This window comes from Pseudorhodoferax sp. LjRoot39 (genome assembly GCF_964253035.1).
Classification (GTDB): Bacteria; Pseudomonadota; Gammaproteobacteria; order Burkholderiales; family Burkholderiaceae_C; genus Pseudorhodoferax.
On the sequence record NZ_CAXUQL020000002.1, the window covers coordinates 248,263 to 265,500 of the forward strand.

Annotated in this window: 18 protein-coding genes; 11 read left to right on the top strand and 7 right to left on the bottom strand. The window is 61.7% G+C overall.

From position 1 onward, the window contains the following. Window positions 1-203: 203 nt before the first annotated feature. From ACSQ4M_RS36340 to ACSQ4M_RS36360, 5 genes are all read left to right on the top strand, one after another. A complete protein-coding gene (locus ACSQ4M_RS36340; RefSeq protein ID WP_436194370.1) occupies window positions 204-1,775 on the top strand; it encodes a hypothetical protein in 1,572 nt (523 codons plus the stop codon). Continuing rightward, window positions 1,672-2,328 (top strand): hypothetical protein, encoded by a 657-nt coding sequence (locus ACSQ4M_RS36345; protein WP_436194371.1) that lies wholly within the window; start codon window positions 1,672-1,674, stop codon window positions 2,326-2,328. The genes ACSQ4M_RS36340 and ACSQ4M_RS36345 overlap by 104 nt, the downstream gene beginning before the upstream one ends. 10 nt (window positions 2,329-2,338) lie before the next feature. After that, window positions 2,339-3,340, top strand: coding sequence for an ATP-binding protein (locus ACSQ4M_RS36350; protein ID WP_436194372.1), 1,002 nt, complete (start codon window positions 2,339-2,341; stop codon window positions 3,338-3,340). Then, the gene (locus tag ACSQ4M_RS36355; protein ID WP_436194373.1) at window positions 3,337-4,725 is read left to right on the top strand and encodes a hypothetical protein; all 1,389 of its coding nucleotides are present in this window, start codon (window positions 3,337-3,339) and stop codon (window positions 4,723-4,725) included. Before ACSQ4M_RS36350 ends, ACSQ4M_RS36355 begins: the two co-directional genes overlap by 4 nt. Before the next feature lie 111 nt (window positions 4,726-4,836). After that, window positions 4,837-5,247 (top strand): ArsR/SmtB family transcription factor, encoded by a 411-nt coding sequence (locus tag ACSQ4M_RS36360; protein ID WP_436194374.1) that lies wholly within the window; start codon window positions 4,837-4,839, stop codon window positions 5,245-5,247. Between the two features lie 16 nt (window positions 5,248-5,263). Here ACSQ4M_RS36360 and phoB read toward each other — a convergent pair whose 3' ends face one another. The 7 genes from phoB to ACSQ4M_RS36395 form a co-directional block, all read right to left on the bottom strand. After that, window positions 5,264-5,953: a phosphate regulon transcriptional regulator PhoB gene (phoB, locus tag ACSQ4M_RS36365; protein WP_436194375.1), complete on the bottom strand. Its 690-nt coding sequence runs from the start codon at window positions 5,951-5,953 to the stop codon at window positions 5,264-5,266. A 13-nt stretch (window positions 5,954-5,966) separates the two neighbouring features. Next, window positions 5,967-6,677 carry a phosphate signaling complex protein PhoU gene (gene phoU / locus ACSQ4M_RS36370; protein ID WP_436194376.1) on the bottom strand — a complete coding sequence of 237 codons (711 nt, stop codon included), beginning with the start codon at window positions 6,675-6,677 and terminating at the stop codon, window positions 5,967-5,969. A gap of 27 nt (window positions 6,678-6,704) precedes the next feature. Further along, window positions 6,705-7,499: a phosphate ABC transporter ATP-binding protein PstB gene (gene pstB, locus ACSQ4M_RS36375; RefSeq protein ID WP_436194377.1), complete on the bottom strand. Its 795-nt coding sequence runs from the start codon at window positions 7,497-7,499 to the stop codon at window positions 6,705-6,707. A gap of 29 nt (window positions 7,500-7,528) precedes the next feature. Further along, a complete protein-coding gene (gene pstA, locus ACSQ4M_RS36380) occupies window positions 7,529-8,473 on the bottom strand; it encodes a phosphate ABC transporter permease PstA (RefSeq protein WP_436194378.1) in 945 nt (314 codons plus the stop codon). Then, window positions 8,473-9,441 carry a phosphate ABC transporter permease subunit PstC gene (gene pstC / locus ACSQ4M_RS36385; RefSeq protein ID WP_436194379.1) on the bottom strand — a complete coding sequence of 323 codons (969 nt, stop codon included), beginning with the start codon at window positions 9,439-9,441 and terminating at the stop codon, window positions 8,473-8,475. Before pstC ends, pstA begins: the two co-directional genes overlap by 1 nt. A 111-nt stretch (window positions 9,442-9,552) precedes the next feature. Next, window positions 9,553-10,542, bottom strand: a complete 990-nt coding sequence (locus ACSQ4M_RS36390; RefSeq protein ID WP_436194380.1) for a PstS family phosphate ABC transporter substrate-binding protein — start codon at window positions 10,540-10,542, stop codon at window positions 9,553-9,555. Further along, window positions 10,539-11,432, bottom strand: a complete 894-nt coding sequence (locus ACSQ4M_RS36395) for a response regulator transcription factor (RefSeq protein WP_436194381.1) — start codon at window positions 11,430-11,432, stop codon at window positions 10,539-10,541. Before ACSQ4M_RS36395 ends, ACSQ4M_RS36390 begins: the two co-directional genes overlap by 4 nt. Window positions 11,433-11,642: 210 nt before the next feature. Between ACSQ4M_RS36395 and ACSQ4M_RS36400 the strand changes: the two genes are divergently transcribed. The 6 genes from ACSQ4M_RS36400 (at window position 11,643) to ACSQ4M_RS36425 (ending at window position 17,222) form a co-directional block, all read left to right on the top strand. Then, window positions 11,643-13,868 (top strand): PhoX family protein, encoded by a 2,226-nt coding sequence (locus ACSQ4M_RS36400; protein ID WP_436194382.1) that lies wholly within the window; start codon window positions 11,643-11,645, stop codon window positions 13,866-13,868. A gap of 131 nt (window positions 13,869-13,999) precedes the next feature. Next, on the top strand, window positions 14,000-14,326 hold the full coding sequence (locus ACSQ4M_RS36405; RefSeq protein WP_436194383.1) for an ArsR/SmtB family transcription factor: 327 nt from the start codon (window positions 14,000-14,002) through the stop codon (window positions 14,324-14,326). Window positions 14,327-14,336: 10 nt separating this feature from the next. Then, the gene (locus ACSQ4M_RS36410; protein WP_436194384.1) at window positions 14,337-14,828 is read left to right on the top strand and encodes an ArsI/CadI family heavy metal resistance metalloenzyme; all 492 of its coding nucleotides are present in this window, start codon (window positions 14,337-14,339) and stop codon (window positions 14,826-14,828) included. 42 nt (window positions 14,829-14,870) lie between these two features. Then, window positions 14,871-15,371: an arsenate reductase ArsC gene (locus ACSQ4M_RS36415; RefSeq protein WP_436194385.1), complete on the top strand. Its 501-nt coding sequence runs from the start codon at window positions 14,871-14,873 to the stop codon at window positions 15,369-15,371. Window position 15,372: 1 nt separating this feature from the next. Beyond that, window positions 15,373-15,858, top strand: coding sequence for an arsenate reductase ArsC (locus tag ACSQ4M_RS36420; protein WP_436194386.1), 486 nt, complete (start codon window positions 15,373-15,375; stop codon window positions 15,856-15,858). Window positions 15,859-15,935: 77 nt separating this feature from the next. Continuing rightward, window positions 15,936-17,222 (top strand): arsenic transporter, encoded by a 1,287-nt coding sequence (locus ACSQ4M_RS36425; RefSeq protein ID WP_436194387.1) that lies wholly within the window; start codon window positions 15,936-15,938, stop codon window positions 17,220-17,222. Window positions 17,223-17,238: the final 16 nt, after the last annotated feature.

Sequence of the window (17,238 nt, forward strand, 5' to 3'; positions counted from 1 at the left end):
ACAACCAAGAAAGTCGTGTAAGTCCAAGAAACTGTTCCCAGGCAACTTCTCTCAACCCCTTGATTTGATTGACATCCCGAGACGACCGGTTCAGTATTTATGAACTGCGGCGTTTCAGAAATTCGGTCCGCTCCTGACGCGGATCAACAAGTTGTTCCCGACTCGACGCTGCATGTGGCTGGCGGCTTTCGAGGAGATGTGCAGTGGCGAACAAGCCCAACATCCCGGGCAGACACCTTCGCGGGATCACCGATCGTCCAGGTTTCGATCTGGCCGCGTGGCCTGACCTCGACATCGGCGCGCTGAGTCAGCGGGACTTGGCGGAGTACACGCGGCGCCGCAAAAGCGTCGAGTTGTACTTCGCTGGCGAGTCGGCTGCCGTGATCCGCGCCACCTGTGACCTCGGCCTACGTCAAGTCAATCGACTTGTCCGCGAGCGATGCATGGCGATCCATTCGGATGGACGCATTCAAGGCTGGCGAGGTCTGAAAAAAGCCGCTCGACTGTCCGCCTACACCCGGCAGTCACCAGTGAAGCCCAATGAGTCCGGAAGAGGGGCAGCCGGGGCCATGGCGGCGATGCTGCTCACTTATCCTGATTTTGCTGTTCGTCTCGAACGCCAGGTGCTCCACGCGTACCCGGAGGGCCAGTTGGGGGAATCAAAGCGGCCGCGGCGCGCTCTGCATGCATGGTTCCTCAAAGAAGCCCGTAACGAGTGGCCGTTCAGCGTCTTCAGTCAGGGTTACCACGCGCTGACCAAGTGGGCAGACGGGATTTTCGCCAGCAACCCCAGGACCTCAGCCCGGCTGGCAGGCGGCCCTGACGCGCTGCGCAAGCTGCGCGCAGGCGATGGCGTGGAACGTCCGATCGAGCGACCGTTCCAGCGTGTGGAGATGGACGCGCACAAGCTCAACGGCCGATTCTGCGTGCTCATTCCGGACGTCGATGGCGGATGGGTGCCCAGGATCATCCATCGCCTCTGGGTCATCGTTGTGATTGAAGTTGCCACCCGTGCTGTGCTTGGCTTCCTGCTCAGCCTGGGCAAAGAGGTCAGCGCCGTCGATGTGCTGCGGACCTTGAAATGCGCTCTGACCACCTGGCACCGGCCGGAACTGTCGTTCGGCGATCACGCCTACCTTGATGCGGCCAACCTTCCATCAGGGCACCATGAAGCCTACGCCGGGCTGTGTTGGGAGGAACTGAGCGTCGACGGCGCGTTGGCCGAAACCTGTATGACAGTAGAGACCAAACACCAGGCCGCTGTGGGCGGCAGACTGGTCCACCCGAAGAACGGATTCAGCGTGCGTCGCAGCTTGGACGACAGACCGTTTGTCGAAACATTCTTTCGAACGCTGACCACTCGCGCGCTGAACCGCTTGTCCAACAGCACGGGCAGCAAGCCGGATGACAAGGGCGGCCGCGATCCGGACGCTATCGCAGTGGCTTCTGAGTTCCAGCTACCGTATCTGGAAGAGCTGCTCGCATCGCTCATCGCGAACTACAACGCCACGCCGCATTCAAGCTTGGGATACCGCTCCCCGCTCCAGATGCTGGACTTTCTGCATGCCAGGGGCCTGGTGCCGCAGCGCAGGGCGGACACTGCTGTTGGCGCCGACCGAAATTTGAGCCAGTGGCTCACTTTTGCGTCGGCGCCCACAGGACACTGCTTCTGTGGCAGCGCTGCTCAGCTTTCGCAAGCTTTGCCGTGTCCAGGGTGGATTCAAAGAGGGCCGCCAGCCTTTCGTCAACTTTCATCACGCGCGGTATACCGGTGACGAGCTCAATCGGCGGCATGACCTGGTGGGCAAGTCAATCCAAATCGTGAACCAAATCGAGGACGATGCGCGTGTGGTCATGGCTTCGACAAGCGAGGGCGACCCCATCGGGATTCTGCGTGCGTCTCCACCATGGCATCGTTTGCCCCACAGCCTGCAGATCCGCACGGCGATTGCACGCCTTGTCCAAGAGCGACGGTTCGTCATTGCCAATGGTGGGGATGCCATCGTCTCCTTCATGGACTATGTCGAGGCCCTGCCGAAGCGAAAACTGCCAGTCCATCCGACCTATCTCGCCGTGCAGCGCGTCCTGGCGGAACAGGCGCGTGGAGCGGAACATCACGATGAAGATCTACAACTCGCCCGAAACAAACTGACCTGTGTAGAGCAAGCCGCGAGCACGGAGGCCGCGGCTGCTTGCGCTTCTGGACAGGACGTGGAACCGCCTCTCGTGGTTGAGGTCATGGACCGTGCAAAGACGCTGAAGCCCCAGGTTCCTGTGACTGTGACGGCCAAGCGGCTGCCGCCGCTTCGCATGGCAAAGAACGGTTGAGGCCACCGAGATGCGGACGAATCTGCCGCCCCACGTCGATCCTCGGCATCCGGTGAACCGGCAGGACTACGCCGTCTACACCCCTCCTGTTGCCGAGATGGCGAATGTTCTGGGCGACTGGATCGACCAGCAACAGCCGGGTGGCTACATCTACGGTCCCTCGCGTTTCGGCAAATCGCGCGGAGTGAAGTGGCATCTGCGGTCGATCTTGAACGAGCGCTTCGGCATCGACGTGCCGCTGCGCATCTGGGTCCGACCATCGGAAAGTCACGTGAGCGAAAGCCGCTTCTGGAAAAGCTGGCTGGAAGCCACTGGACACCGCTATGTGGACGAGCGGCGCAACGCAGCCGACCGCCTCTCGCTCTTTCGTGACTACCTCATCGCCGCGGCGCTGGAGAGCAAGACCAACTTCGTGATTCTCGTGATCGACGAGGCACATGAGATGACGTTGCGGGAGTGGAAATGGCTGATGAGCCTGCAGAACATGCTGGACTGGCGTGGCTACCGAATGAGCGTCTTCTCGGTCGGGTCGCACCAGATGGACTACCAGTACGACTTGCTCGGACGGGCCTCCTACGCGCACGTCGCCGCGCGGTTCATGGTGGCGCATTGGCCGTTCCCTGGGCTGTCCGACAAGGACGAACTTGAGTTCGTGCTGCTGGGCTATGACTCGGCATCCGAGTGGCCGGCCGGCAGCGGCACATCCTATCTGGCGCACTACGCGCCCGCTTGGTACGAGCGCGGCGAACGCCTGCACCATACCGCCGAGACCTTCTGGCGGGTCCTGGAGGCCCTGTTGCCCGCCGACTATGCCGGCGACATTGCGATTCCGATGCAGCATGTGGCGTGGTCTGTCGAAACCCAGTTGCTTCGACTTGCCGCGGGAGAGGACTGGGAAACTGCCACATCTACGGAGGCGTGGCTGCAAGCGCTCGGGCGGACGCAGTTCTCCGATCACATGCGGCTTGTGTCGGCCGGCGTTCGCCGCAAACGAAAGCAGGAGGGGACATGATTCGCAATGGTGAGACGACGCCGCTGCCGGCAAAGCTGCGCGCGCGCCACGTGACATGGGTTCCAGGCACCGTTCAGCCATATGCCTCGCTCTGGTCGACTGTGCAAAGGTTCATCGTTCTGAACAAGCCCACGTCGGGCCGGTTTACCGACGATTTCGGGGTTCTGCTCGCAAAGCCATCATTTGCCAGGCTGACGCTAGAACCAGAGATGGTCTCGTTCAAACGTCGCGGCTTCTGGCCGCTGAGGTTTTCCCGCGTGCTTCGCGAGCCGCTGCCGCATTTCGCGTTCTCCCGCGTAGGCCAGTTCCCTCGTGGCGTATGGGAACTCTTCGGCGACCGCCTGCGTTGGTGCCCAGCCTGTTGGCTGGACCGCTATCACTCGGTCCTATTTTCCGTTTCCGAGCTGGATCATTGCCCAATTCATGGAATTGAACTTGAGGACCGACTGCCGTGCTCTCATTATGTAGCGCATGGGGAGTTTGGAATATCGTTTAAAAGCCCTGGCCGATGTGTATGCGGCGCGAGCTTTCTGGATGAAGCGGGCGCATCGGAAGTTTTGCCTAGCGAGATAAGAGACGGCGTCATGAAGGACATCGCAGACTGGCTTTGTTGCGCAGGCCAAAAAGTCTGGTTTCGTATTCCAGATCCGCTATCGGCTGTGCCTGCGCGTTTCACGAGGCAGTTGACTGATTGGCAACGGACCCTCAACCTAGGCTTGACACCCGAGTGGTTCCGCAAACCCCAAATATTGAACGAATGGAAGAGCTGGTATCACGAATGCGGTGTCGCAAAAGAACTTGTGCCTTTGAGCGAACCAGGGCCGTTGCGCCATCGTGACGCCTCAGCCATTTTCAAAAGCATCAAACGCCACCTTTTGCGGAACGAGTTCAAACTGATGCGACAGTGGATTACTCGATTTGCGATGTACAGCGATGCTGAATATGTTGTTCATAACATTTCGAGGTCGGAAAAGGCTCGCCTTGCCTGGGGATTCTTGCTGTGGTGGCAGGCATGCACCGGCACTTCCAGTATGCGTGAATGGTTTATTTCCCGTCACTATGAAGACAGCAGAGATCAACGGACCTATCCATTTCTCTCAACTCCTCGCCCGCCGCCGGAGGCGATTACAGAAGCACAAGTATGGGTGGCTGGCTGGATTCAAGTCGCAAGGCTCCAGTTTGTCCTTGCAAACGCGCTGGAGGCGGCAAAGATCGCCGCAATTGAAAAGCGAGCTGTATGGGGGCGAGGGGCAATGGGAAATCACATTGCGCCGAGTTGGAGCGTCGGAAAATCCAATGAAGGTAAGCTTAGTATCTCGATAGACCAACCTCACTTAGGATTTGGACGTGTGAGTAGGCTAGGCACCTCTTTGCCAAAGCCTTAGCAGTTGAAGCGCGAAGACGCAACGTATCATGCCGGTTTTGCAGACGATTTAATACGACGGAGCAATGATTGCGAACGAGTTTTGACCATTCGTTCTTCCTTGTGACCTGATATGGAGTCTTCGCAGACCATCTGTCATGAAATTGACACATCAACCCTGCCCAATTCACCTGCAAACAATGCTCAATGTGATCGCATGATGAAAGAAAAAGAGGTGGTCCGCTCATTGACCGCCCTCGCGCAGGGTATCCGTCTTCAGGTGTTCCGCGCATTGGTCGAATCCGGCCAAGCCGGTATGACGCCATCCATGCTGGCAGACAGACTGTCCATGCCTGCATCGAGCCTGTCCTTTCATCTGAAAGAACTCCTGAATTCTGGCTTGGTCTCGCATGTGCGAGAGCATCGGAATTTGATCTACCGAGCTGAGTACTCGACGATGAACGAATTGCTTGCCTATTTATCCGCCAACTGCTGCGCTGGCGAGTCTTGTTCGTTGGACTCCGCGCAGTTGCGATGTGAGTAACGAAGACGCTTGGTCGTCACGGGCTCTGCGCGCTGAATCGGTAGCCGGCTCCACGTACAGTCTGGATCAGGGTGTGGCAATCAACCAGCTCCAATGACGTGCGTAGCCTCTTGACGTGCACGTCGACGGTGCGCTCTTCGATGTAGACATGATCGCCCCAGCAGCGATCTAGCAAGGCCTGACGGCTGTGCACCCGTTCCGGGTTGCGCATAAAGAACTGCAATAGTCTGAACTCCGTAGGCCCCATCGTGACCTCAGTGTCACCGCAGTGCACGCGACGCGTTGACGCATTGAGGGTTAACTTTCCAACAGTCACCTCCGAATCCAGTAAATCGGGCGACCGTCCTCGAAGCACCGAGCGGATGCGCGCGCGCAGTTCTGCTAGGGAGAATGGCTTGGTCAAGTAATCGTCGGCGCCCACATCCAAGCCTTTGACTCGATCGGCTTCTTCAGCACGCGCACTGATGATGATGATGGGCATCTCGCGCGTTCGGCGCTCATTTCTCCAGGCGCGCGTCAAGCCAATGCCGGTGCCATTCGGGAGCATCCAATCTAGCAAAACCAAGTCAGGAAGCGCGGCATCCACGCTGCTTGAGGCCTCTTCGGCATCGCGTGCAATGCTGATGTCGAAGCCCTCACGCCGCAAGGTCACGGAAATCAACTCAACGATCGCAGGCTCGTCGTCGACGATCAGGATTCTGGCCACAGCGCTGCCGTTACTACTGCTGTGCGATCACCGATTCAACGCTCGGGATCGGGGAATGTCGGACATCTTCACCCTTGACGATGTAGATGACCTGCTCGGCCAGGTTCTTCGCGTGGTCCCCGATCCGTTCAAGAGCCTTCACCACGAACACGAGATCTATGCACGATGAGATGGTGCGAGCATCCTCCATCATGTAGGTGGCCAGCTTGCGCATCAGCCCCTCGAATTCGATATCAATGGCTTGGTCTTGCTTGAGGACATCCAGGCAGGCCGTCACGTCCAAGCGTGCAAAGGCATCGAGGGCCTTGCGCAGCAGTTCCGATGCGAGGCTTCCTTCGTAGGAAATGAAGTTGGCCGGGACACGAACCCTGGCAGTGTCCGATTCCAGGAGGCGGATAACTGTGCGTGCGATGCGTGCAGCTTCATCGCCAATTCGCTCCAGGTTTCCGGTCGACTTGGAGATGGCGATCAACAGCCGCAGGTCGCGCGCGGTGGGCTGTCGGCGCGCGATGATGGAGGAGAGATCCCGGTCGATCTCGATTTCCAGCCCGTTCACGCGCTCCTCGTCCGCTACGACCTGCGCGGCCACTTCCGCGCTGTGCTGGGTCATGGCATAGACGGCCTGGCGAACTTGGAACTCGACAAGGCCGCCCATCTCCATGACGCGGGAGGACACGGCGGTCAGCTCTGAGTCGAACTGAGAAGAGAGGTGTTTGTCGGTCATAGGTTGACAGCGCTGTTGGTGGGTCGATCAGCCGAACCGGCCGGTGATGTAGTCCTCTGTCTCCTTGCGCCTGGGCTTCATGAAGATCTCGTCGGTCTCGCCGAACTCGACCAGATCGCCCAGGTACATGAAGGCCGTGAAGTCGGAAACTCTTGCGGCTTGCTGCATGCTGTGCGTGACGATCAGAACCGAGACCTTGTTCTTGATCTCGCTGATCAGTTCCTCGATGCTGGCGGTCGCGATCGGATCGAGCGCAGACGTCGGCTCATCGAACAAGATGATTTCCGGGTCGGTGGCCAACGCGCGTGCGATGCACAGGCGCTGTTGCTGTCCGCCGGACAGGTTCACCGCCACTTCGCCGAGCCTGTCCTTTACCTCGTTCCACAAGGCACCGCCGCGCAACGCAGCTTCCACCTTGTCATCCAGATAGGAGCGCGATTTCTCACCACGCACGCGCAGGCCATAGGCAACGTTCTCGTAGATGGTTTTGGGGAAAGGGTTGGGCTTTTGGAATACCATGGAAATGCGCATGCGCACTTCGATGGGGTCGACGTTGCGGTGCAGCACGTCGATCTGGTCGGGGTGGAGCTGGATGCTGCCCCCGTACCGATGTCCAGGGTACAGGTCGTGCATCCGGTTGAAGCAACGCAAGAAGGTGGACTTGCCGCACCCGCTGGGACCGATGAGCGCGGTCACCCGGTTCTCGTAGACGGGCATGTTGATGCCCTTGAGCGCTTTGAAGTCGCCGTAATAGAAGTCGAGATCCTTGGCCTGGGCTTTCAGGGCCGGGGGCTGGGCTGGGAGGGTGATGGTGGAGTTCATGGTTGCGAAGGCGAAGCGCTGTTGAGGACTTACCACTTGATGTTCTTGCGCAGGCGGTAGCGCAGCCAGATGGCCAGGCCGTTCATGCCGAGCGTGAGCAGCACCAGCACCAGGCTTGCGGCCGCGGCGTTTTGCTGGAAGGCGGTGTCGGGGCGCGAGGTCCAGTTGAAGATCTGGATCGGCATCACCGTGAAGGGCGAAAACAGCCAGTCGAACAGCCCGGCCGCCGGATCGCCGGTGAATGGCAACGGCGGCAGGAAGGCGATGAAGGTGAGCGCGCCGATGGTCACGATGGGCGCCGTCTCGCCGATGGCTCGCGACAAACCGATGATCACGCCCGTCAGGATGCCTGGTGTGCCATAGGGCAGCAGATGATGGCGGACCACTTGCCACTGCGTGGCGCCGCAGGCGTAGGCGCCTTCGCGGATGTGCTGGGGAATCGCACGCAGAGCCTCGCGCGTCGCGACGATCACGATCGGCAAGATCAACAGACCCAGCGTCAGACCGGCCGACAGGATGCTCTGGCCCAGGCCGAAGGTGTAGACGAACAGGCCCAGAGCCAGCAGCCCGTACACGATGGAAGGGACACCGGCCAGGTTCGTGATGTTGATCTCAATCACATCGGTGAACCAGCTCCGGCGGGCATACTCCTCCAGGTAGATGGCCCCCGCGATGCCGATGGGAACGGCCACCAGCGCCGTCATGAACATGACCAGAATCGACCCAACCCAGGCGGAAAGAATGCCAGCTTGCCCGGCGCGCCGGGAAGGGAAGCTTGTAAAGAACTCGGCGCTGAGCCGCGGGCCGCCGTCGATCACCATGTTGGCGAAGAGTGCGACCAGCGTCATGACGCCCACCATCATGGCGAGGACACCCAGGACGGCGAATACGACGTCCCAGCGCTTGTGGCTGCGGATGATGCTGTGCAGGGACTTGCCGCGCAGCGACGATTCGGAATCAGCAATGGTTTTCATCAGTAGACCTCGCGGTACTTGCGGCGCAGCCAGTAGCCGGCCAGGTTGAAGCACAGCGTGATGACCATCAGCGTCAAGCCCGCGGCAAAGATGGTTTGGTAGCCGATGCTGCCGTGCGGCAGGTCGCCGAGAGCTACCTGCACGATGAAGGCCGTGATCGTGGCCGCCGGCTCCAGCGGATTGAAGCTGAGGTTGGGTTGCATGCCTGCAGCCACGGCGAGGATCATGGTCTCGCCCACTGCGCGCGAGATGCCCAGGATGTAGGCGGATGCGATGCCGGACAACGCTGCGGGCACCACGACCTTGACCGCTGTCTGCAGCCGCGTGCCGCCCATGGCATAGCTGCCTTCGCGAAGGCTCATGGGTACCGATCGCATCGCGTCTTCCGAGAGCGAGGACACGTAGGGGATGATCATGATGCCCATGACGATCCCGGCCGACAGCACGTTGAAGCCCGGCAGCTCGGGGTAGATGCGCTGGATCAGCGGCGTGACGAACAGCAGCGCGAAGTAGCCGTAGATGATGGTGGGAATCCCGCTGAGCATTTCCAGCAGCGGCTTCATGATCTCGCGCGTCTTGTGGCCGGCGAATTCCGACAAATAGATGGCGATGATGGTGCCCAGGGGGATGGCGACCAGCAGCGCGACGGCCGAGCTGGTGAGGGTGCCGGAAAGCAGCACCATGATGCCGAAATGCGCGTCATCGAACAGCGGCGTCCACTGCCTGTCCGTCAGGAACTGCCAGATGGGAACATGCTGAAAGAAGGCGATGGATTCCGACAGGAGCACGTAAACGATGCCCAGGGTCGTGAACACCGACACACAGGCCGCAAGCAACAAGACCAGTTCGATGGCTCGCTCTCGGCGTTTGCGAGAGGCCTTGGCCTTCGCGTATTCGGCCAGCTTGTCAGCCCCGCGCGCCATCGGCTGCGCATCGGCCGCAAGAGTTGGAGACAGTGGGGTGGTCATGTTCCGTGGATCTGTTGTTGTCGGTGGATGGGGAACAGCACGTGCCCGGCTTTTGCGGCCGAGCCGTCCGCGGGACCTGGCCCGCGTAGCGCGCGGCCAGGTCCGCGCGCCTTACAGCTTGGCTTCGCGTGCCAACAGGTCCTCGATGCGCACGCCGACTTCAGCGACTCCACCGAAGACCGTGCCCTTCTTGACCTTGTTCAGATGCTCCAAGCCGACGGTGTAGGCCTTGGGGGGCAGCGGCACGTACTTCACTTCCTTGGCCAGGCGCGCGCCCTCCTTCATGTAGTATTCGGCGAACTCCTTGACCTCGGGGCGCTGCAGCGCCTTGACACTGACGTAGATGAAGATCGGCCGAGACAGCGGCTGGTAGGCGCCGCTCAGCACCGAAGCTTCGGACGGCTCGACAGGCTTCTTGCCGCCTGCGTCGGCCACCGCGACTGCGGTGAGCTTCTTCAGGTTCTCCGCGTAGTAGGCATAGCCCAGGTAGCCGATCGCGTTGACGTCGCTGGCCACGCCTTGGACCGTCACATGGTCGTCTTCGGTGGCCGAGTAGTCGCCGCGGCTGGCCTTGGCCTTGCCGTTGATCGCCTCCGTGAAGTAGTCGAACGTGCCCGAATCGGAGCCCGCGCCGTACAGCTTGACCGGCGCATCGGGCCAGGCCGGATTGACCTGGTTCCAGCGCGTGACTTTGCCCTGGGCAGCCGGCTCCCACAGCTTCTTCAATTCCTCGACGCTCATGGTTTTCAGGAACGTGTTGCGTGGGTTGACGACCACGGTCAAGGCATCGAAGGCGACCGGCAGTTCGATGTACTCGACGCCAGCTGCCTTGCAGTCTTCCATTTCCTTTTGCAGGATCGGCCGCGAGGCGTTCTGCACGTCGGACTCGCCGCGGCAGAATTTCTTGAAGCCGCCGCCAGTTCCCGAGATACCGACAGTGACGCGCACGGAACCCTTCTTGGCCTTCTGAAAGTCCTCGGCGACTCCCTCGGTGACCGGGAACACCGTAGACGAGCCGTCGATCTTCACGACGGACTGGGCATGTGCGCCGATGGTGCAAATTGCGATGGCAAGGGGGGCGAAAAGGTGAAGCGCTTTCATGGGTGATCTCCAGTTGAAGGGGCGGGGGAAACGTGACTTGTCGAGTCTAGGAAGCGGGGTTGACCGTGCCGGGTCCACTTCTTGACAGGGTGTGACCGGCCCATGACCGCAGAGGGGCCAATGGCCTGCAGGAGCTGCGGGTCGTGACCTTTTCGTGAACTCAGCGGCGGAGTCAGCGTCTCTGCGATGCGGTAGCCGTACCCATGCACGGTCCGAATCAGCGCCGCCGCGTCGATCTGCTCGAAGCTGCGTCGCAAGCGGCGGATGCATTGGTCCACGGTCCGCGCATCCACGGCAGCTTCGCCCCACACGCTTTGCAGAATGTCGTCGCGCGACACGACACGGTGCGCATTGCGAACGAGGAACTCCAGTAGCTTCAGCTCCTGCGTGGAAAGTTCGAAGCTGTGCGCCATGCCGCTGGTGCGTATGGTTGCAACGTGGCGATCCAGATCAAGTTCAAGAACGCCGTGACGCAAGGTGTTGGCTGAAGGCGCATTCGCCACAAGCTGTGCGCTGATGTGGGCGAGCAGATCGCTGGGCGTGAACGGCTTGGCAAAGCACAGGCTGGCGCCAAGATTTCGTTCGTCCTCGCCGCAGCCGTCCTGCACGTGGGAGCCGAGCACCACCATGCTGGTGTGGCCCTGTTGAGAAAGCGGGTACAGGCTGTCGAAGCCATCGGAGCGCATTTCATCGGCACCGTCCAGGTCCACCACGATCACGTCGGGGCGTACCTGGGACACCAGGCGCCGGCCGTCGTTCACGGTCGCGACAGCCATGGGAAAAAAGCCTGCGCTTTGGAAATGGTTCGCCACCAAGGCGCGCACCATCGGCTCTTCCATGACGATCAGCACCGACTTCTGGATCATGTGATCGCTACTGGCAACGTGCATCTGCGTGTCCTCCACGAATGGCATCAATTCGACGTTTCTATTTCCGTGGAAGTATGGGATTGAAATAAGTCAGTTTTTTTACAGAGCCCCGGAGTTCATGACGGGCTTTCGCTGCCGTGTCACAAGCGGTCACGGACAGCGCACAACCCGGTAAACGTCATTTCATGGCCTGTTCCTACGCTGGCGGTCTCATAACCGGAGCCCGCAACGATGAACAAGCCTTTCGACCTGCCTCTGTCAGCCCACTTCGACGAGGAGGATTCCAACACTTCGACCAATCCGAATTTCGGATCGGTTTTGAAGGCCCGCCTGAGCCGGCGCGGCATGCTCCGCAGCACCCTGGGCAGCGCGATGACCGCAGCCTTCGGGAGCGTCGCGTTGACGGCGTGTGGCGGCAGCGATGACGACTCCAACCCAGTGCCGCCGACCCAGCCCTCGGAAACCCTGCTGGGCTTCACAGCGGTCGCCAAGACGCTGGCCGACACCGCCACAGTGCCCACGGGTTACACCGCAACCGTGGTCTACGCCACCGGCGACGCGATGTTTGCCGGCGTTTCCGCGTTCAAGAACGATGGCACCGACACGGGCTACGACCGGCGCAGCGGCGACTGCCATGACGGAATGGAGTATTTCGGCCTGTCGGCCTCCGGCGCACCAGATCCGATCAGCAACGACCGCGCGCTGCTGGGCATCAATTTCGAGTACATCACGCCGCAATTCCTGCATGTGAACGGCCCAAGCGCACGGCCGCGGCCTGCCGGCGAGACCGACATCGAGGTCGATTGCCATGGCGTGGGCATCGTTGAAATCAGTAAGACCGCCGGAAAGTTCGCCACCGTCCAGGCCTCGACGTTCAATCGGCGCATCACCGGTGCAACGGAGATCGAAATCACGGGGCCGGCGCGTGCACATGCTGCCTTGGTCACCAAGTTCTCCCCCACTGGCACCCGCACGCGCGGCACGGTCAACAACTGCGGCACGGGCAAGACCCCTTGGGGCACGCTGCTGACGGGCGAAGAGAACTGGGCGGGCTACTTCTATCGCGCTGCCGGTGACAACCAGAAGCGCACGGCCAACGCCAACGTCGCACTGGCCCGCTATGGCCGGTCCGTGACCGATGCCGCCGCGGCTTCCAGCCGGTACGGCTGGGAAACCTCGGGCACGCAAGACAAGTACGCGCGCTGGGACATGAGCGTCAAGGGTGTGTCCGCAGACGGCAGCGATGACTATCGCAACGAGATCAATGGGCAGGGCTACATCGTTGAGATCGACCCGTACCTGGCCACGTCGGTTCTGAAGAAGCGCACGGCCCTGGGTCGCTACGCGCACGAAAGCGCTGCCTTCTCCAAGCCGGTCGCAGGCAAGCCGCTGGCCATCTACATGGGCGACGACGCGCAGAACGAATACGTCTACAAGTTCGTCACATCGGCCACCTGGTCACAGGCCGATGCCACGGCGACAGACCGCGTCGCGGTGGGCGACAAGTACCTGGACCAGGGCAAGCTCTACGTCGCGCGCTTCAATGACGACGGCACCGGCAATTGGATCGAGCTGAGCATGTCGAACCCCGCCATCTCGGGCTATGCAACCTATGCGTTCACGGACAACGGCGATGTGGCGATCCACTCCCGCATTGCAGGCGACGCCGTTGGCGCTACGAAGATGGATCGGCCCGAATGGTGTGGTGTGCATCCCACCAACGGGGAGATCTACTTCACCATGACCAACAACAGCAACCGCCGTGTTGCACCGACCGGCACCCAGACGCAGGTCAACGCGGCCAACCCGCGCGCTTACACGGACATCAAGGGGGTGAGCACCACTCAGCAAGGCAACGTGAACGGGCACATCGTGCGGGTCCGGGAAAACGGCGGCGAGCCTGGCGCGTCCAGCTTCACGTGGGACGTCTACCTGTTCGGCGCCGAATCCACGGCCTCGCCGAGCTTCGTCAACCTCTCCGGCCTGACGGCCGACCAGGACTTCTCCAGCCCTGACGGCCTGGTGTTCAGCCCCAGCACCGGTATCTGTTGGATTCAAACCGACGACGGTGCCTTCACCGACGTCACCAACTGCATGATGCTTGCCGCCGTGCCTGGCGCGCTCGGCGATGGCGAGAAAGTCACATTGAACTACGGGACGACGACGGTGACCACCCCCATGGGCAAGAAGCCGACGCCCAACACCCTCAAGCGCTTCTTCGTCGGCCCGGCCAACAACGAAATCACGGGCTTGTGCGAGACGCCGGACGGCAAGGTAATGTTCATCAACGTCCAGCATCCGGGCGACGACACGGCCGTGACCGACGTGGGCGATCCGGCCAAGTTCACCAGCCACTGGCCGGGCAACAGCGGCTATGGCGCAGGTGGGGCCACCGCGCGTCCCCGTTCGGCGACCGTGATGATCACGAAGAACGACGGGGGGCGCATCGGAACCTGAGCATCCAAATCGTGGAAGACGGCAAACAGTCGTCATTGGAGGGGCCAGTGCCCCTCCTTTTTTCCCTGGAGAAGACCGATGTCAAAGCGGTGGGTCACACAATATTTCTACAGTTGTTGTAATATAGATTTATGGAAGACATCGACGCTGTTCAATCTCTCGCCGCATTGGCCCATGGCATGCGGCTACGGCTATTTCGCGCCCTGGTCGTTGCAGGACCGGCCGGGTTGATTCCGGGAGCGCTGGCCGAGCAACTTGAAGTTGCATCCAACACCCTTTCATTCCACCTGAAGGAGCTGAGCCATGCGGGCTTGGTCACGCAGGAGCGGCAAGGGCGCAACCTGATCTACCGCGCGTCCTTCGAGACGATGAACGAGCTGTTGGCATACCTGACGCAGAACTGCTGCGAAGGGTCTGCCTGCGAGACCACCGAAACGGACGCATGCCGCCGTTGCTGAAAGGAACATGATGAAGCGCTTTCACGTTCACCTGCACGTCACCGACCTGCACCAAAGCATCGCCTTCTATTCCACGCTGTTCGCCGCCGAGCCTGCGCGCATCGAGAGCGACTACGCAAAGTGGATGCTGGAAGACCCGCGCCTGAACTTCGCCATCTCCACGCGCGGCGCGGCGCCTGGCGTAGACCACCTGGGCTTCCAGGTGGACGAAGCGGCCGACCTGGCCGACCTCAAGGACCGCGCCGAAGCGGCCGATCTGGCGCTGCTCGATGAGGGGCAGACGACGTGCTGCTACGCCCGCAGCGACAAGCACTGGATCACGGACCCGCAGGGCGTGGCCTGGGAGCACTTCCAGACGCTGGGCAACGTGCCTGTGTTCGGCAAGGCCGCGCAAGTCGCGCCCCAAACGCCTGCTGGCGGCGCGTGCTGCGCGCCGCGCGCGCCTGCCGCCGTGAAGTCGGCAGCAGCTTGCTGCAGCCCGGTTCAGAAGTCCTGCTGCTGAGCCCAGACCGACTTTCCATTCTCTCTACTGTTCCAGCCTTATATGAATCCGACACAACAACCGCTGAACGTACTGTTCATCTGCACGGGCAACTCCGCGCGCTCCATCCTGGCTGAGTCCATGCTGAGCAAGCTGGGCCGCGAGCGCTTCCGCGCCTTCTCCGCTGGTAGCCAGCCCAAGGGCCGCGTGCACCCAGTTGCCCTGCAGACGCTGCGTCAACTGCATTTCGATGACACGGGCTTCACGAGCAAGAGCTGGGGCGTCTTCGCGGAGCCCGATGCCCCGCAAATGGACTTCGTGATCACCGTGTGCGACCAGGCTGCAGGAGAAGTTTGCCCTGTGTGGCCCGGCCAGCCCATCACGGCCCATTGGGGCGTGGCAGATCCCGCCGCGGTCGAGGGTTCCGAAGAGGCGCAGCATCGTGCGTTCCTGGACACAGCCGTGACGCTCAAGCGTCGGATCGAATTCTTGCTCGCGCTGCCGCTCGCTAAGCTGGAAACGCTGGCCATCCAGCGCGAAGTTCGTGACATCGGGACCCGTTGAGATGACCACCAACATCCTGATCCTTTGCACCCACAACTCGGCACGCAGCGTGCTGTCCGAGGGGATGCTGAACCACTGGGCTGAGCAACAGGGCAGCGACGTGCGCGCGTACAGCGCCGGCAGCATGCCCAGTGGGCGCATCAACCCATTCGCCATCGAAGTGCTGCAAGCCGCTGGCATCGACACGGCCGGCTACCGCAGCAAGAGCTGGGACGAGTTCACAGGCGATTCTGCACCGCGCATGCGCGTGGTCATCACGGTATGCGACAGCGCCGCCAACGAGCCATGTCCCTACTGGCCAGGATCTCCGGTGCAGATCCATTGGGGCTATCCAGACCCATCGAACGCCGGTAGCAACGAGGCTGAGAAGCGCGCCGCATTCGAGTCAACGCGACAAGCCATCGGTGAACGCATGCGGCAGTTGGCCCAGGTGCCATTCGACACGCTGGATGACGCGCAGCTGCGCGCAGCGCTGCAGCGTCTCTGACGCCACCGACCTTCGCTTAATTCTCCGTGGCCAAGCCACGGAGGACGTCTTTCGCTCCCCCATACCAAGAAGCGTCCATGCTGACTGCCGTCCTTATCTTCATCTTCACGCTGGTGCTGGTCATCTGGCAACCCCGAGGCCTGGGCATCGGCTGGAGCGCATCGCTCGGCGCCGTGCTGGCCCTGGTCTTCGGCGTGGTGCACCTGGCCGACATCGCCGTGGTGTGGGGCATCGTCTGGAACGCAACGGCCACGTTCGTGGCCGTCATCATCATCAGCCTGCTGCTGGACGAAGCCGGCTTCTTCGAGTGGGCCGCGCTGCATGTGGCGCGCTGGGGTGGCGGCAACGGCCGCCGGCTGTTCGCCTTCATCGTGCTGCTGGGCGCGGCGGTGGCGGCCCTGTTCGCCAACGACGGTGCGGCGCTGATCCTGACGCCCATCGTCATGGCCATGCTGGTCGCGCTGGGCTTCACGCCGGCGGCGACCTTGGCGTTCGTCATGGCGGCCGGCTTCATCGCCGACACAGCCAGCCTGCCGCTGATCGTGTCCAACCTGGTCAACATCGTGTCGGCCGACTTCTTTGGCATCGGCTTCAACCAGTACGCCGCCGTGATGGTGCCGGTGAACATCGCCGCCGTGCTGGCCAGTCTGCTGGTGCTGCTGCTGTACTTCGGCCGAGGCGTGCCGCAGCACTACAACCTGGGCCAGCTCAAGACGCCGGCCCAGGCCATCCGCGATCCGGCCACGTTCCGGGCCGGCTGGGTGGTGCTGGTCCTGCTGCTGGTCGGCTTCTTTGGCCTGGAGCCGCTGGGCGTGCCGGTCAGCGCGGTCGCGGCCGTGGCCGCCGTGGTGCTGCTGGCCGTCGCGGCCCGCGGCCACGTCATCAGCACGCGCAAGGTGCTGCACGGCGCGCCTTGGCAGATCGTGGTGTTCTCGCTGGGCATGTACCTGGTGGTCTACGGCCTGCGCAATGCTGGTCTGACCGACCGCATCGCCGCGCTGCTCGATGTGTTCGCGCAGGGCGGCATCTGGGGCGCGGCGCTGGGCACGGGCGTGCTCACGGCCTTGCTGTCCTCGGTCATGAACAACATGCCCACGGTGCTCATCGGCGCACTGTCCATCGACGCATCGCAGGCCAGCGGCGTGGTGAAGGAAGCCATGATTTACGCCAACGTGATCGGCTGCGACCTTGGCCCCAAGATCACGCCCATTGGCAGTCTGGCCACGCTGCTGTGGCTGCACGTGCTGCAGAAGAAGGGGACCACCATTGCCTGGGGCTACTACTTCCGCGTGGGCATCGTGCTCACGCTGCCTGTGCTGCTGGTGACGCTGGCGGCTCTGGCCCTGCGCTTGAGCTTGGCTTGACCGCGCCGACCGTCCA

Excerpts from the sequence above, each read along its gene's own strand:
- ACSQ4M_RS36420 (WP_436194386.1), top strand. The coding sequence starts at position 15,373 with ATGACCACCAACATCCTGATCCTTTGCACCCACAACTCGGCACGCAGC.
- ACSQ4M_RS36410 (WP_436194384.1), top strand. The coding sequence starts at position 14,337 with ATGAAGCGCTTTCACGTTCACCTGCACGTCACCGACCTGCACCAAAGC.
- phoU (WP_436194376.1), bottom strand. The coding sequence starts at position 6,677 with ATGACCGACAAACACCTCTCTTCTCAGTTCGACTCAGAGCTGACCGCC.
- pstC (WP_436194379.1), bottom strand. The coding sequence starts at position 9,441 with ATGACCACCCCACTGTCTCCAACTCTTGCGGCCGATGCGCAGCCGATG.
- ACSQ4M_RS36400 (WP_436194382.1), top strand. The coding sequence starts at position 11,643 with ATGAACAAGCCTTTCGACCTGCCTCTGTCAGCCCACTTCGACGAGGAG.
- ACSQ4M_RS36405 (WP_436194383.1), top strand. The coding sequence starts at position 14,000 with ATGGAAGACATCGACGCTGTTCAATCTCTCGCCGCATTGGCCCATGGC.
- ACSQ4M_RS36395 (WP_436194381.1), bottom strand. The coding sequence starts at position 11,432 with ATGCACGTTGCCAGTAGCGATCACATGATCCAGAAGTCGGTGCTGATC.
- ACSQ4M_RS36425 (WP_436194387.1), top strand. The coding sequence starts at position 15,936 with ATGCTGACTGCCGTCCTTATCTTCATCTTCACGCTGGTGCTGGTCATC.
- ACSQ4M_RS36355 (WP_436194373.1), top strand. The coding sequence starts at position 3,337 with ATGATTCGCAATGGTGAGACGACGCCGCTGCCGGCAAAGCTGCGCGCG.
- ACSQ4M_RS36360 (WP_436194374.1), top strand. The coding sequence starts at position 4,837 with ATGGAGTCTTCGCAGACCATCTGTCATGAAATTGACACATCAACCCTG.
- ACSQ4M_RS36390 (WP_436194380.1), bottom strand. The coding sequence starts at position 10,542 with ATGAAAGCGCTTCACCTTTTCGCCCCCCTTGCCATCGCAATTTGCACC.
- pstB (WP_436194377.1), bottom strand. The coding sequence starts at position 7,499 with ATGAACTCCACCATCACCCTCCCAGCCCAGCCCCCGGCCCTGAAAGCC.
- ACSQ4M_RS36350 (WP_436194372.1), top strand. The coding sequence starts at position 2,339 with ATGCGGACGAATCTGCCGCCCCACGTCGATCCTCGGCATCCGGTGAAC.
- ACSQ4M_RS36415 (WP_436194385.1), top strand. The coding sequence starts at position 14,871 with ATGAATCCGACACAACAACCGCTGAACGTACTGTTCATCTGCACGGGC.
- pstA (WP_436194378.1), bottom strand. The coding sequence starts at position 8,473 with ATGAAAACCATTGCTGATTCCGAATCGTCGCTGCGCGGCAAGTCCCTG.